The sequence below is a fragment of the Micromonospora sp. NPDC049274 genome, from assembly GCF_040678875.1.
In the GTDB taxonomy this organism is placed as follows: Bacteria; Actinomycetota; Actinomycetes; order Mycobacteriales; family Micromonosporaceae; genus Micromonospora.
Genome location: NZ_JBFAQS010000018.1, coordinates 18,709 through 32,361 on the forward strand (window position 1 = coordinate 18,709; position 13,653 = coordinate 32,361).

The 13,653-nt window shown below is 73.9% G+C and carries 13 protein-coding genes; 6 read left to right on the plus strand and 7 right to left on the minus strand.

Annotation, left to right across the window (positions count from 1 at the left end; all coding sequences use genetic code 11):
* Positions 1-74: 74 nt before the first annotated feature.
* From AB0K10_RS27085 to AB0K10_RS27100, 4 genes are all read right to left on the minus strand, one after another.
* A complete protein-coding gene (locus tag AB0K10_RS27085) occupies positions 75-2,558 on the minus strand; it encodes an FtsX-like permease family protein (protein ID WP_363687979.1) in 2,484 nt (827 codons plus the stop codon).
* A gap of 146 nt (positions 2,559-2,704) precedes the next feature.
* Positions 2,705-3,370, minus strand: a complete 666-nt coding sequence (locus AB0K10_RS27090) for a response regulator transcription factor (protein ID WP_363687981.1) — start codon at positions 3,368-3,370, stop codon at positions 2,705-2,707.
* Complete coding sequence (locus AB0K10_RS27095) at positions 3,367-4,572, minus strand: histidine kinase (RefSeq protein WP_363687983.1); 1,206 nt, start codon at positions 4,570-4,572, stop codon at positions 3,367-3,369. Before AB0K10_RS27095 ends, AB0K10_RS27090 begins: the two co-directional genes overlap by 4 nt.
* A gap of 43 nt (positions 4,573-4,615) precedes the next feature.
* Complete coding sequence (locus AB0K10_RS27100) at positions 4,616-5,317, minus strand: DUF305 domain-containing protein (protein ID WP_363687985.1); 702 nt, start codon at positions 5,315-5,317, stop codon at positions 4,616-4,618.
* Between the two features lie 140 nt (positions 5,318-5,457).
* Here AB0K10_RS27100 and AB0K10_RS27105 point away from each other — a divergent pair, with 140 nt between their 5' ends.
* Both AB0K10_RS27105 and AB0K10_RS27110 read left to right on the plus strand, forming a co-directional pair.
* Positions 5,458-6,912 carry a hypothetical protein gene (locus AB0K10_RS27105; protein ID WP_363687987.1) on the plus strand — a complete coding sequence of 485 codons (1,455 nt, stop codon included), beginning with the start codon at positions 5,458-5,460 and terminating at the stop codon, positions 6,910-6,912.
* 178 nt (positions 6,913-7,090) lie between these two features.
* Complete coding sequence (locus AB0K10_RS27110) at positions 7,091-8,317, plus strand: SLC13 family permease (RefSeq protein WP_363687989.1); 1,227 nt, start codon at positions 7,091-7,093, stop codon at positions 8,315-8,317.
* Positions 8,318-8,323: 6 nt separating this feature from the next.
* Here AB0K10_RS27110 and AB0K10_RS27115 read toward each other — a convergent pair whose 3' ends face one another.
* Positions 8,324-8,800, minus strand: a complete 477-nt coding sequence (locus tag AB0K10_RS27115; protein ID WP_363687991.1) for a DUF1203 domain-containing protein — start codon at positions 8,798-8,800, stop codon at positions 8,324-8,326.
* A gap of 149 nt (positions 8,801-8,949) precedes the next feature.
* Between AB0K10_RS27115 and AB0K10_RS27120 the strand changes: the two genes are divergently transcribed.
* The 4 genes from AB0K10_RS27120 to AB0K10_RS27135 all read left to right on the plus strand — a co-directional run bounded on the left by AB0K10_RS27120 (position 8,950) and on the right by AB0K10_RS27135 (position 11,797).
* Positions 8,950-9,105, plus strand: a complete 156-nt coding sequence (locus tag AB0K10_RS27120; protein WP_266242711.1) for a lasso RiPP family leader peptide-containing protein — start codon at positions 8,950-8,952, stop codon at positions 9,103-9,105.
* Positions 9,106-9,175: 70 nt separating this feature from the next.
* Positions 9,176-9,748, plus strand: coding sequence for an ABC transporter ATP-binding protein (locus AB0K10_RS27125; RefSeq protein WP_363687993.1), 573 nt, complete (start codon positions 9,176-9,178; stop codon positions 9,746-9,748).
* Positions 9,745-10,611: an ABC transporter permease gene (locus AB0K10_RS27130; RefSeq protein ID WP_363687995.1), complete on the plus strand. Its 867-nt coding sequence runs from the start codon at positions 9,745-9,747 to the stop codon at positions 10,609-10,611. The genes AB0K10_RS27125 and AB0K10_RS27130 overlap by 4 nt, the downstream gene beginning before the upstream one ends.
* A 1-nt stretch (position 10,612) precedes the next feature.
* The gene (locus AB0K10_RS27135) at positions 10,613-11,797 is read left to right on the plus strand and encodes an asparagine synthase-related protein (protein ID WP_363687997.1); all 1,185 of its coding nucleotides are present in this window, start codon (positions 10,613-10,615) and stop codon (positions 11,795-11,797) included.
* A 39-nt stretch (positions 11,798-11,836) separates the two neighbouring features.
* On the opposite strand, the gene AB0K10_RS27140 is transcribed toward AB0K10_RS27135, so the two are convergent.
* Positions 11,837-12,763, minus strand: coding sequence for a nucleotidyltransferase family protein (locus tag AB0K10_RS27140; RefSeq protein ID WP_363687999.1), 927 nt, complete (start codon positions 12,761-12,763; stop codon positions 11,837-11,839).
* A complete protein-coding gene (locus tag AB0K10_RS27145) occupies positions 12,760-13,605 on the minus strand; it encodes a hypothetical protein (RefSeq protein ID WP_363688001.1) in 846 nt (281 codons plus the stop codon). Before AB0K10_RS27145 ends, AB0K10_RS27140 begins: the two co-directional genes overlap by 4 nt.
* Positions 13,606-13,653 lie beyond the last annotated feature (48 nt).

The following is a 13,653-nucleotide window of genomic DNA, read 5'->3' on the forward strand; positions in this document are numbered from 1 at the left end:
CCCGCCGCCGGGGTAGACGGCGGGGCCGGCCGGCGGATGTCCGTCGGGAGGCCGCGAGGCAGGACGGGCCGGGATCACTGGTCGGCGAGCGCCTCCACGACGGGCCGCGAGAGCGCCCGGCGGGCCGGCAGCACCGAGGCGGCCAGGGCGGCCACCACGGCCACGCTGAGGATCAGCCCGAGCTGGCCGAGCGGCAGCACCACGTGGAAGTCCCCACCGAGGCGGGCCAGCAGAGCCATCGCGGCGGCGCTCACGCCGGTGCCCAGTCCGATGCCGAGCACCGCGCCGACGAGCGCCATCAGGACCGCCTCCACCGCGAGCATGGCCCGCATTCGGGCCCGGGTCAGACCGACCGCCCGCAGCACCGCGTTCTCCCGGGTGCGCTCGACCACCGACAGGCTCAGCGTGTTCGCCACGCCGACCAGGGCGATCACCACGGCCAGGCCGAGCAGCGCGGTGACGAAGGCCAGCAGCATGTCGACGGTGCCGGTGAGCATCTTCTTGTACGCCCCCTGGTCCATCAGGTTCACCGTCGGATAGCGGGCCAGCACGGTCTCGATCGCGGCGCGGGCCTGTTCGGCGTTGACGCCGTCGGCGGGGTCGATCTCGGCCAGGAAGCCCCGCTCGCGGGGAAAGAGCGCGGCGAAGTCCGCGTCGTCCAGGTCGATGACGTGCCCGTCGGGCACCGAGCTCGCGACCATGTCCGGCGCGTCGTCGGCGACGACCGCCGCCACCGTCAACTGCCGTCCCGCGATGGTGACCGGGGAGCCGACCTGCCAGCCGCGCGCCCGCGCCAACTCCCGGTGCACCAGGACCTGTCCCGGCCCGAGCCGTCCGACGTCGCCGGCCAGCACCGCGCTCAGCGTCCGACCGACAAGTGCGGGGTGGGCGGCGCGGACCTCGATGCCGCCGGTGACGATGCTGCGCTGCTCGTGCACCACACCCAGCTCGGGTCGCGCGGCCAACTCACCGGCGAGCGTGGCGGGCAGGTTCTGACCGATGCCGCTGACCACGAAGTCCGTCCCGATCTCGGCGTCGACGCTGCGTTCGATGCCGTCCTTGGTGCTGCGCGCGCCGACGACGAACGCCGACACCAGTCCGATCCCGATCACCAGGGCGGTCGCCGTGGCGGCGATCCGGCGCGGATTGCGAACCGCGTTCGCCACTGCCAGGCCGGCGGTCATCCCGAACAGCCGGCGTGCCGGCCACCCGATCACCCGGACCAGCGCCGGAACGAGCACCGGCCCGAACAGCACGATCCCGAAGAACGCCAACACGCCGCCGACGGCCACGAGCAGCACCTGACCGGCGCTGGCGGCACCGGCGAGGGCCGCGACGCCCGCGCCGAGCACCACCGCGCCGAAGACCAGACGCAGCCGGCCGGCGCCCCGACTGGGCTGCACCGCCGCGTCGGTGAGCGCGGCCACCGGGGCGACCCGGGTCCCCCGCCAGGCGGGCAGCAGGGCGGAGGCCACGGTGAGCACGGTGCCGACAAGCAGGCTGGTCAGCACCGTCGAGCCGGCGACGGTCAGCCCGCCGGAGAACGGCACCTCCAGCTGGGACATCAGCAGCCGCATGCCGGCGGCGAGGGCCACCCCGAGCAGCACCCCGAGCACAGAGGCGACGAACCCGACAAGCGCGGACTCCAGCAGGGCGGCCCGGAAGACCTGCCCACGGGTGGCGCCCACCAGACGCAGCAGCGCGGTCCGCCGGGTGCGCTGCGCCAACACGATCGCGAAGGTGTTGGCGATCACGAAGCCGGCCACCACCACCGCTACCCCGACGAAGATGAGCAGCAGCATCATGAACTGGTTCAGGCTACGGACCGCCTCGTCGACGGCCTCGTCGAGGATCTGCTGACGGTCCTTCACCGTGGTGCCGGTGCCGGCGACGGCCCGCACCCGGTCGACCAACGCGGCGTCGGAGGTGCCCGGTCGGGCCGCCACCACGATCCGGCCGTACCCACGCATGTCGGCGACCGCGAGCGCGTCCGGCCCGACCAGGCCGATGAACGGCCCGCCGATGTCGCGGACGGTGTCGGCCACGTCGACGGTGCCGACCAGGGTGTACGGGCGGGCCGCTCCACCGGTGCCGCCGATCTGGACCGGGGCGCCGAGGGTGAAGCCCTCCTCGGCCACCGTGGGCGCGTCGAGCACCACCTCGCCCGCGCGATCGGGCAGGCGGCCGGCGACCACGTCGTACGAGCGCAGGGCGGGCTCGGTGGGGATGGCGACGAGCACGGCATAGCCGAGCACCGGCCGACCGTCGGCGCCGAGAAGTCCGCCGGTGGCGGTCAGCTCCCCGGCCGCGGCGGCCACGCCGTCGACGGCGCGGACCCGATCGACGAGGCTGGCCGGCAGCGTCTTGTCGCCACTGGGGTAGACGCCGAGGTCGGTGTGCCTGTCGAAAGTGCCGGCCCGGTCGTACGCGCCGGCGCGCATGCCGTCGACGAAGATCAGGGTGCCGGCGATGAACGCGACGCCGAGCACGACGGCCAGCGCGGAGAGCAGCATGCGCAGCGCCTCGGCGCGCAGCGAGCGCAGGGTCAATCGGATCATGTGCGGGCTCCCGGTGCAGGCGCGGATCGGACCCCTCCGACGCTATGGCCGGTCCACCGGTACTGATCTCCACCTGCGCGCTCGACAGGTGTACGCCCGAGGTAGCGCTCGGCCCGCCGGCCGTACGACCCGAGTCGTACGGCCGGTCACCGGCCGGGCGTGACCAGCCCGCTCTCGTACGCCAGCACGACCGCCTGGACCCGGTCGCGCAGGTGCAGCTTCGCCAGGATCCGCCCGACGTGGGTCTTCACCGTGGCCTCGGCCACGTGCACCTTGGCGGCGATCTCGGCGTTGGACAGGCCCTGCGCGACCAGCAGCAGCACCTCCCGTTCCCGCTCGGTGAGCTGGGCCAGTCGGGGGTCGGCGGTCGGGCCGGCGCCGAGCTGACCGGCGAAGCGGTCCAGCAGCCGCCGCGTGATCGACGGGGCGACGACCGAGTCGCCGGCCGCCACCACCCGGATCGCGTCCAGCAACTCCTCCGGCGGCACGTTCTTGAGCAGGAAGCCGCTGGCGCCGGCCTGGAGCGCGGCGAACGCGTCCGCCTCGGTGTCGAAGGTGGTCAGCACCAGCACCCGGGGCGGACCGGACGGCCGTTGGGCGCAGAGCCGGCGGGTCGCCTCCACACCGTCCATGGTCGGCATCCGGATGTCCATCACCACCACGTCGGCCTCGATGCGGGCCAGCACCCGCAGGGCGTCCGCGCCGTCGATGGCCTCCCCGACCACCTCCAGGTCGGGCTGCGAGCTCAGCACCATCCGGAAACCGGCGCGCACCAGCGCCTGGTCGTCCACGATCACCACCCGGACCGTCATGCCGCGATCACCTCCGTTGCGGGTTCCGACGGTAGCGGTAGCCGGACCTCGACCTGCCAACCCCCGGTCGGCTGAGCGCCGGCGGTGAGGCTGCCGTCGTACACCGCCACCCGCTCGCGCATGCCGAGCAGACCGTGACCGCCCGACGGCGCCGGGCTGACCACGGGGCGGCCCCGGCCGTCGTCGACGACCCGGACCACGACGGCGTCGGCGGCGTACGCCAGGGTGACGTCGACGGCGGCCCCGACGCCCGCGTGTTTGAGCGCGTTGGTGAGCGCCTCCTGTACGACGCGGTAGACGGTCAACTCCAGGCCGGGCGGCAGGGTCGGCGTCTCACCGGTGGTGGTGTCGCGGATGCGCAGGCCGGCGGCGCGGAAGCGGGCCAGCAGGTCGGGCAGCTCGGCGAGGGCCAGCCGCCGGTGCTCCGGGTCGGCGGCCACCACCGAACCGGCGGAGGGACCGGCGTCGCGCAGGACGCCGACCAGCCGGCGCATCTCCTCGAGGGCCGCGCGGCCGGTGTCGGCGACCACCTTCACGGCGGTACGGGCCTGCTCGGGGTCACGGTCGAGCATGAACCGCGCCCCGTCCGCCTGGACAATCATGACGGCCATGCTGTGCGCCACCACGTCGTGCAGCTCCCGGGCGATGCGGGTGCGCTCCTCGGCGACAGCGGCCCGGGACTCGGCCTCCCGCTCGCGTTCCAGGGTGGTGGCGCGCTCCTCCAGGGTGAGCACGTAGAGGCGACGGGTCCGCACGTTCAGCGCGACGAGCCAGACCGCGCCGGTGACCAGCGCGTACCACAGCGCGGTCGCCCACCAGGCGCCGACGCCGGGGGTCTGCGCGGCGGCGAGCAGCACGCCCACGGCGGCGACCGCGCCGGCGAGCACCCCGTCGCGCAGACGCTCGCCGTACTTCACCACGCTGTAGAGCGCGATCAGGACGGCGACGTCGTAGGGGAGCGGGCCCCACCGGGCGATCACCTGGACCAACGCCAGCGCCGCGACCACCACTGTCACCGCGCTCGGATGGGTGCGGCGGAACAGCAGCGCCACCGCCATCGCGGCACCGACACCTGTGGAAGCCCAGCCGCCCGGCTGGTTCACCGCCGCGGTGAGGCTGAAGAGCACGACCACGCCGGAGACGGCCACGTCGAAGGCGACGCCGCGCAGGGAGCGGCCGAACAGCGTGCGTCTCACGGTCACCCAGCGTACGTGTCCTGGCTGGTGGCGGCCGGGCGGCGCTCGGTCAGGGCGGGGTCAGCTCGCGCAGGCGGGCGATCTCGATGGCCTGTTCGGTGGCGAGCGAGGTGGCCAGCTCGTTGAGGGTCGCATCGACGCCTACCGACAGCAGGTCGGTGGCCATGGTGACGGCGCCCTGGTGGTGGTCGGTCATCATCGCGATGAAGAGCCTGTCGAACGCGACCCCTCGGGCTGCGGTCAGGCGCTTCATCGCCTCGGGTGACTGCATCCCCCGCATGCCGGCGTGGTCGTGGCCGGGCGCCGTCTCGGGCAGCCCTCGGGTGGCGAGCCAGCCGCGCAGGACCTTGATCTCCGGGCCCTGGCCGGCGCGGATCCGGTCGGCGTAGGCGCGGATGCGGGGATCGGCCGCGCGCTCCTGGGCGAGCGTGCTCATCTCCAGCGCCTGCTGGTGGTGCGGGATCATCATCTGGACGTAGACGGTGTCCAGGCCGTTGTGGCGGGGCGGGGCGTCGTCGCGCAACTCCTGGGCGGACCGGGCGACGGCCGGCTCGCCGGGGCGGCCCGGCACGAGCACCGGCGGGGGCGGCGGGCCGGTGGGGCCGGCCGCCGTCGGGCTGGGCGACGCCGAGCGGGCCGAGGCGGCCGGGCGGCCGGGGTCACCGGTGGCCCGGACGGCCAGCACCGCCAACACCATAATGAGGGCCGCCGTTATGACGACGGCCAGTAACCGACCACGTCGGACGGTCATGCCGTACCCCCCTCAGGTCGAGGTCGCAGCGATCCTATCCATTGACGAGTCGCCACAGATGTGACCCGGGTCACATCGATGATCTCCGACGGTCGGTAAGGTACCGACCATCGCCATCCCCCTTTCGAAGGGCGCCGCCGATGATCCGATTGGCCACCGCACGGCTCCGACAAATCCGCATCGTCAGCCTGGCCGCAACAGGTCTGCTGCTGACAAGCGTCGCCGTGGCGACGCCGAGCAGCGCCCAGGAGGCCGCGCCTGCGGCGGCACCACAGGCCGCCGCGAGCGACATCCCGGGCGTCGACGAGATCCGCAGCAGCCCCAACCTGCGGCAGATCGCCAACCTCCCCAAGCAGGCGCCGTTCGACACGACGGCCGCGCTCAACAGCGACATGGCGTTCCAGGGCAAGTACGCCTTCGCGGGCAACTACAACGGGTTCGTCGTCTACGACATCTCCCGGCCCAGCGCCCCCAGGATCACCGCGCAGGTGTCCTGCCCCGGCTCGCAGAACGACATCTCCGTCTACGGCAACCTGCTGTTCGTCTCCACCGACTCGTCGCGCAGCGACGACTCGTGCGCGAGCGTCGCCCAGCCCGCCTCGGTGAAGGAGTCGTGGGAGGGCATCAAGGTCTTCGACATCAGCGACAAGGCCAACCCGCGCTACATCAAGTCGGTGGAGACCGCCTGCGGGTCGCACACCCACACGCTGGTGCCGGGCAAGGACCGCAAGAACGTCTACCTGTACGTCTCGTCGTACAGCCCGCGGGCCGAATTCCCCGACTGCCAGCCGCCGCACGACTCCATCTCCATCGTCAAGGTGCCGGTGAAGACGCCGACCCAGGCGGCGGTCATTTCGACGCCGAACCTCTTCCCGGACGGCGGTTTCCCGGGCAGCGAGACCGGCTCGGCGACCACCGGCTGCCACGACATCACCGCGTACCCGGCGAAGGACCTGGCCGCCGGCGCCTGCATGGGTGACGGCATCCTGCTCGACATCAAGAACCGGGAAGCTCCCCGCCTGATCACCCAGGTCCGGGACACGGCCAACTTCGCCTTCTGGCACTCGGCCACCTTCAACAACGCCGGCACCAAGGTCGTCTTCACCGACGAGCTGGGCGGCGGCGGGGCGGCCACCTGCAACGAGACCGTCGGCCCCAACCGGGGGGCGGACGCCATCTACGACATCACCGGCCGCGGTGACGCCCGGACGTTGGCGTTCCGCAGCTACTACAAGATCCCCCGGACGAACGCCGAGACCGAGAACTGCGTGGCGCACAACGGCTCGCTGATCCCGGTGCTCGGTCGGGACGTCATGGTGCAGGCGTGGTACCAGGGCGGCATCTCCGTCTGGGACTTCACCGACTCGCGCCACCCCAAGGAGATCGCGTACTGGGAGCGGGGCCCGCTCTCCGCCTCCGAGCCCATCACCGGCGGCGCGTGGTCGACGTACTACTACAACGGCAACATCTACTCCAACGACATCCAGAAGGGCCTGGACGTCCTGGAGCTGAACGACTGGCGGACCTGGACGGCCAACCTGGTCCGGTTCAACGAGCTGAACGTGCAGACCCAGCCCGGTTACCTGAGCTGGTAGCACCGACCGCGCGATCCGGGCCCGACCTCTCGTCGAGGGGCCGGGCCCGGCCACGTCCGCCGCATGGACCAGGCCCCGCGCCCCGATCGGGGGCGCCACGGGGGCGCCACGGTGGGGCCGGTCACCTGAGCGGGGGTTGGCGGCCGGCTGACCGGGCGCTGTGCGACCGTGGTCAGCTGTGAAGTCTGCCGCTGGCGCGCCGCCGGCCCCGCCCGAGCCGACCGCGCGCTGGCGTCCCCACCCGCTCGACGTGGTGGCTGTCGTCCTCGCGGTGGCCGGTGCGGCCTGCGCGCTGAGCGGGCTGCTGCCCCGCGCCGAGACCACTGCCACCCTGCACCGCATCCTGCCGCTGCTGCTCTTCCTCGGCACCGTGATCGTGCTGGCCGAGCTGACCGCCGTGGCGGGCGTCTTCGACGTGCTGGCCAGCCGGCTGGCCATCGCCTCCCGGGGCCGCTGGGCGGCGCTGTTCCTGCTCTGCGGTGGTCTCGCCACGGTGACCACCCTCGTGCTCAACCTCGACACCACTGCCGTGCTGCTCACCCCGGTGCTGCTCGCGCTGGCCCGCGGCCTGCGCGTCCCGGCCGGGCCGCTCGCCGTCACCACGGTCTGGCTGGCGAACACCGCCAGCCTGCTGCTGCCGGTGTCCAACCTGACGAACCTGCTGGCCGCCGACCGGGTCGGGCTCACTCCGCTGGCGTACGCCGAACGGATGGCGCTGCCGCAGCTCGCCGCCGTGGTGGTGACCATGGTGCTGCTCTGGTACGCCTGGTGGCGACGCGAACGGCCGGCCGGCGGGCGCTTCGTCCCGCCGGCACCGCACGTGCCTGCCGACCCGGTGCTGCACCGCATCGCGCTGGCCGGCTGTCTGCTCTTCGTCGCCGGCATCCTGGCCGGGGTGGAGATCGGGCTCGCCTCCAGCGTCGCGCTCGCGCTGGTGCTGCTCGGCTTCGCGGTCCGCTCCCCCACGACGCTGCGCGCTCAGTTGGTGCCCGTACGGCTGCTGCTCTTCGTCGTCGGTCTGTTCCTGGTGGTGCAGACCCTCGGCCGGCACGGGCTGGACGACCTGGTCGCCGATCTGGTCGGCGCCGACGGCGGGGCGGCCGGCGCGCTGCGGGCCGGCGGCACCGGAGCGCTGTTGGCCAACGCGGTGAACAACCTGCCGGCGTACCTGGCCGGTGAGGCGGTGCTGCCCAGCGCCGACCACACCCGCCTGCTGGCCCTGCTGATCGGCACGAACGTCGGTCCGCTTGCCGCGCCGTGGGCGTCGCTGGCCACCCTGCTGTGGTTCGAACGGTGCCGGGCGGCCGGGGTGGCGGTGCCGGTGCGACGTTTCGTGCTGACCAGCACCCTGCTCGCCGTCGTCGGCACGATCGCCGCGGTCGGCGCGCTGCTGCTGGTGAGCTGACAGTCGTCAGCCGGCGGCCCGCTCCACCACGAACATGAAGCAGCCGTAGACAACGTTGCGGCTGTGCAGCTGGCGCACCCGCGGGTCGGCGAACAGCTCCGCGATCACCGCCTCCGGATCGGTGCCGTCGTGCAGCCGGCCGCCGCAGATCCGTCCCTCCCGGTCGTACGCCCGCAGGACCTGGGGGCGTCCCCGCCAGGCCGGCGGGTGGCCGCCGCCGTGGTCCGGGCCGGGGCAGGCGGCGGCGTGCGCGAAGACCGGCCCGATCTCCCGGTACGCGGCGGCGTCGATCGGCGGGGCGTAGCCGAACAGCAGCAGCGCCTCCCCCGCCTCGGCGTCGCGCAGACAACAGCGCAGCGGTTCCCCGCCGCCGGCCAGGCACGCTTCGACGGGGTGACCGGCGGCGTCGCGGCCGGTGTGACGGACGAGGTCGAGCGCGGCGGCCGGCACGGCGTGGACGTGGAAGGTGGCGGTGGTCGTCATGCGTCCAGCCTGGCCCGGTGGCGGCGACGATGCTGGCGGCGATCGGACCTGGCGCTGATGCGTGTTTTCGGCCTTGTCGTCGTGTTGTCGCCATACTGTGCCCGATGACCGTTTATCCTGGTCAGGACCCATACGAGTAGGGAGTACCCATGACAGCGCACCGCGAGCTGGAGACCACCGAGACGGCCGTGCCGGACTACCGGCCGCCGACGATCCGGCGCCTCGGCACCCTCGCCGAGCTGACCAAGGGCGGCACGGTGGGCCCGGACGACGGCCTGGGCGGTGGAGGCGACGGCTCGCTCTGACCGGTCCTCGGCAGTGGGAACACCGCCGACGCTGTCCGTTCGCCGGGCCCAGCGTCGGTTCGGCCGTCGGGTGATCTTCACGGACCTCGACCTCGACGTGTCCGCGGGTGCCCGCGTCCTTCTGGGCGGCAGCAACGGATCCGGCAAGACCACATTGCTGCGGTGCCTGTCCGGCACGCTGACCCTCAGCGCCGGACAGGTCACCGTCGGCGGCCACCCCGTCGGTTCGCTGCCCGCGAGACGTCTGACAGGTGTGTGCCTCGCCCCGGAGCAGGGCCTGTACGAGAAACTGTCGGCGCGGGAGAACCTGGCTCTCGTCGCCCGGCTCCGGCTGCCCCGGCGGGCCGTGGCCCCGGCCGTCGCCGACCTTGAGCAGGAACTGGACCTGACCGGCTACGCCACCGTCCCGGTGGAGCGTTGCTCGGCGGGAATGCGGGCCCGGGTGAGCATCGCGCGCGCTCTGGTGGGCGCGCCCGCCCTGCTGCTGCTCGACGAGCCCAGCCGGTCGCTCGACGACGCCTCCCGGCTGCTGCTGTGGCAGGCGCTGGACCGGCGACCCGAGCTGAGCTGCGTGATCGCCTCGCACCACGCCGACGACCGACGCCGGTGCCAGTCCGCCCTGACGCTCGCGGCGGCGGCATGACCCCGACCGCCGTCACCGCCACCCGCGCCACCGGCCGCCGGGCGGGCAGAGGCAGGGCAGATGGGGCCAACGCGATAGGCATGGTCCTCGCGCTGGTCCGTCGCGACCTCGGCGACCCGCGTCAGTTCCGGCTGCCGCTGCTGCTGGACGTCGCCTTCGGCGTCGTGAACCTGGTCGTCTTCCTGTTCATCTCCCGGGTGCTGACGCCGGCCACCGGCACCGACCTGACCCGCTCGCCCAGCTACTTCGACTTCGTGGCGGTCGGCATCACCTTCCTGCTCGTCCTCCAGGCCGCGAGCACCCAACTGACCGGCCGGGTGATCCGGGAACAGCGCAGCGGAACCCTGGAGCTGCTGGCGGCGCAACCGGTCCCGGTTTCCGCGCTGGCCATCGGGACGGCGGGCTACCCGTTCCTGTTCGTGCTGCTGCGTTCCGGCGTCTACCTGGCGATCCTCGCCACGGTGCTCGGCCTGCGCACCGAGCACGCCGACTGGTGGGGTGTGACGGTGGTGCTTGTCGCCGGCAGCGCGGCCATGATGGGCGTCGGTATCGGGTTGGCGGCGTTCACCATCGCGCTCGGGCACGGCGACGGCGCCGCTCGTCTCGTCGTCGTCGGGCTGTCCTTCGTGTCCGGCACGTACTTTCCGGTGTCCGAGCTCCCCGGCCCGCTGCCGACGCTGACTGCGGTGCTGCCCAGCCGGATGGCCCTGGACGGCCTGCGCGCCGCCCTCACCGGCGGTCACTGGGCCGGGTCGGCCGCCGCGCTGCTGGGGGCCACCGCCCTCCTGCTGCCGATGGCGAGTTGGGCCTTCGGCCGGGCGCTGCGCCTCGCTGCCCGCCGGGGCACCCTGAAACGCGACTGAGGTGACAGTGCTCCGTCCGACCTCGTTCGACATCTCCACCGGAACGGTGCTGGGTGTCGGTCCGCCACGTCGGCCCACGCCGACCGGCTCGCCCTTGCCGCGTCGACAGACGCCCACCGGCCTGCCGGACCCGCTCGACGCGCTCGACGCCGCCGTGCTGCCCGGCCTGGCCCGACCGCCGTGCGTGGTCAGCTTCTCCGGCGGACTGGACTCGTCGCTGGTCCTGGCGGTCGCCGTCCGTGCCGCCCGTCGGGAGGGCCTGCCCGACCCGGTCCCGGTCACCTGGCGGTTCGCCGGGGCGCCCCGGGCCGACGAGTCCGACTGGCAGGAACGGGTGATCCGGGCACTACGTCTGGACGGCTCCTTGCAGATCCTGCGGGCCGACGACGAGCTGGATCTGGTGGGGCCTGTCGCCCGCCGGCTGCTGCGCCGGTACGGGGTGGTCCATCCGGTCAACCTGCACCTGCACCTGCCCCTCGCCGAGCTGGCCGCCGGCGGTTCGCTGCTCACCGGCGGCGGCGGGGACCAGATCCTGGCCGGGTGGCGCCGCCTACCGGCGACCTCGCTGCGCGCCCGACTCTGGTGGCTGCGTCACGACCTGCGGACGCGGCAGGGGCCGGTGGAGCAGTTCGGGTGGCTGCGCCCCGAGGTGGCCCGCGACGTGCAGCGGGCGCACCGGGCCGAGGAGCGCGCCGAACCGCGCCGGCTGCGACACCGGATCGCCTGGCACGCTCGCCGTCGAGACCTGCTGCTGACCTGCTCGGCGCTGTCCAGGATGGCCGGCGATCACCAGGCCGCGGCGATCCAGCCACTGCTCGACGAGGGGTTCCTGGCCGCGGTGGCGCACTGCGGCGGCGATCGGCAGGGGGTGGGGCGGGACGCGCTGCTCGCGGAGATCGTCGGGGACGCCCTGCCGGCCGAGGTCATCGCGCCGCGCCGCAAGGCACGGTTTCGTGACGTGTTCCTGCGGGAGCCGACGCGGGAGTTCGTCCGGTCGTGGGACGGCACCGGCACCGACACCGACCTGGTGGACCCGGACCGGCTGCGGGACCTGTGGTCGCGCTGGCCGATCCCCGGCGGCACGGCCAGCCTGGTGCAACAGCTCTGGCTGGCCGCGTACCCCGCCGAGCAGGCCGGCGGCGCCGGGCCCACGGGGTCCGACATCGGCGTGGAGGTGCGGCCGTGACGCACGAGGCCGGCACCGGGCGGGATCAGCCGGGCACGGTCAGCCGCGGTTGCGGCGTCGGGCCTCGCGCACCTCTCCCAGCGTGGCCGGGAGCCGCCCGGCGTTGCGGGCCAGTCGGGTGAGGTGCGCCACCAGCAGCCCGACCCGGCCGCGCCGGGCCAGCGAACTGGCGTGACGCATCGACGCCGACGTCGGGAACAGTCGCGGCCCGAGGTGCCGCAGCCGGCCGCGCACCGTGGGCAGTTCGGCGAGCTGGGCCAGCGCCACCGCACCGGGAGATGCCCGGTGGGCCCGCAGCCACAGCGCCGCCGAGCCGGGCCCGGGCAGGGCCAGCGTGGCGGCCAGGGCCGCGCCGGCCGGGATGAGGCGCAGACCGAGAGCGAACGACGCGACCGCCTCGGTCCGCTCGGCGAGATCGGCCGCCGCCCGCCAGGTCTCGGCGGGAAGGACCTCCACGGCCCGCGCCAGATCGGCGCGCGGCCGGTCGGACAACCCCGGCGCGGCGGCGTGCAGCGCCACCAGCAGAGCCGCTCCCGCCTCGTCGGGTACGGCGATCGTGCCGCCGGCCAGCGCGATGTGCTCCGCCGAGGCGGACAGCACCGCCCAGAGCGCCTCGGGATCGCCCACCCCGTGGAAGCCGCGATGCAGGTCGACGGTGAGGGCCAGCGGGCCGGGCAGCAGCCACGGTCGCTCGTACCAGTGCGAGCGGTGGTCGGGTCGACCCTCGGGGAGGGCGCTGCGGCAGCCGAGGTCGGCAAGTGCCGCCTGCGCACGGTCGAACGACTCCGGGGCGACCAGCAGGTCGACGTCGGTGTAGACGCGGTGCCGCTCCTGGCCCAGCCGGCGGGCCAGCCCCGCGCCCTTGAGCAGGACGGTGTCGACGCCGCGCTCGGCCAGTGCCGCGCTGAGGGTCACGGCGGCCGCGTCGAGGCTCAGACAGCGCACCGCCTCCGACACACCGGTCATCGGACCGACCCCACGGCTCGGCTGGCGGCGATCGTCTCGGCGAGCAGTCGGTGGGTGTCGTCCAGGACGGCCCAGTCGCGTGGCCGGGTCAGGTCCCATCCCGGCAGGGCCGCGATCGACAACAGCGCCACCGGATCGGACGGCAACTCGCCGAACGACCGCAGGCCGGCGAGCCGGGCCAGCAGGACGGCCTGCGGCAGCCGGGTCAGGCCCACCGCCGCGCCCCAGCGCAGGAACAGCCAGCCACCGAGCGGAACGCGAGGCGCAATCGGAGGCAGCCCGACCCGCAGCCGGTCACCGGCCCGCACCCGCCGGGTGGGCAGCGTCACTCCCGGCACGGGCTGCCGCAGGTCGACGCAGCGCGGGCCGGCGAACGCGTCGACGCCGTCGGTCACCAGGATGTCGTCGGTCAGCACCGGCACACCCCGCGCGGCCAGGGCCGCGAGCAGGCTGCTCTTGCCTGCGGTACGCGGGCCGAGCACCGCCCAGGCGCGACCGGCCAGAACGAACGCGCCACTGTGGAACGCCTCCCGCCCGGCCCACCTGTTGACCGTGGTCGCCACCGGCGCGAGGTAGGGGTGGGCCAGCACGTCCGGGGTCAGCGGCGGCCCGTAGAAGGTGGCGGTGCCGTGCTCCCGGTCGACGGCGAGGGTACGCCCGTCGGCGAGGACCCTCGTGCCCCGCCTGTCGTCCAACGGCACCGGCGGTGGTGGGGGTGTGTCGCACTGACCGACCCGCACCGCGGGCCAGTCCAGGGCGGCGTCGTCGGCCGGTGGGAGGTCGGCGACCTCGTCCAACCCGTGCACCCGCAGCCCGTACGCCGCTCGGCCGGATGTGGGCATGGTTCCCCCGTTCATGCGCTGGTCAACGACCATTGGCACGGACACGGT

Excerpts from the sequence above, each read along its gene's own strand:
- AB0K10_RS27085 (WP_363687979.1), bottom strand. The coding sequence starts at position 2,558 with ATGATCCGATTGACCCTGCGCTCGCTGCGCGCCGAGGCGCTGCGCATG.
- AB0K10_RS27130 (WP_363687995.1), top strand. The coding sequence starts at position 9,745 with ATGACCCCGACCGCCGTCACCGCCACCCGCGCCACCGGCCGCCGGGCG.
- AB0K10_RS27105 (WP_363687987.1), top strand. The coding sequence starts at position 5,458 with ATGATCCGATTGGCCACCGCACGGCTCCGACAAATCCGCATCGTCAGC.
- AB0K10_RS27145 (WP_363688001.1), bottom strand. The coding sequence starts at position 13,605 with ATGCCCACATCCGGCCGAGCGGCGTACGGGCTGCGGGTGCACGGGTTG.
- AB0K10_RS27115 (WP_363687991.1), bottom strand. The coding sequence starts at position 8,800 with ATGACGACCACCGCCACCTTCCACGTCCACGCCGTGCCGGCCGCCGCG.
- AB0K10_RS27090 (WP_363687981.1), bottom strand. The coding sequence starts at position 3,370 with ATGACGGTCCGGGTGGTGATCGTGGACGACCAGGCGCTGGTGCGCGCC.
- AB0K10_RS27120 (WP_266242711.1), top strand. The coding sequence starts at position 8,950 with ATGACAGCGCACCGCGAGCTGGAGACCACCGAGACGGCCGTGCCGGAC.
- AB0K10_RS27140 (WP_363687999.1), bottom strand. The coding sequence starts at position 12,763 with ATGACCGGTGTGTCGGAGGCGGTGCGCTGTCTGAGCCTCGACGCGGCC.
- AB0K10_RS27100 (WP_363687985.1), bottom strand. The coding sequence starts at position 5,317 with ATGACCGTCCGACGTGGTCGGTTACTGGCCGTCGTCATAACGGCGGCC.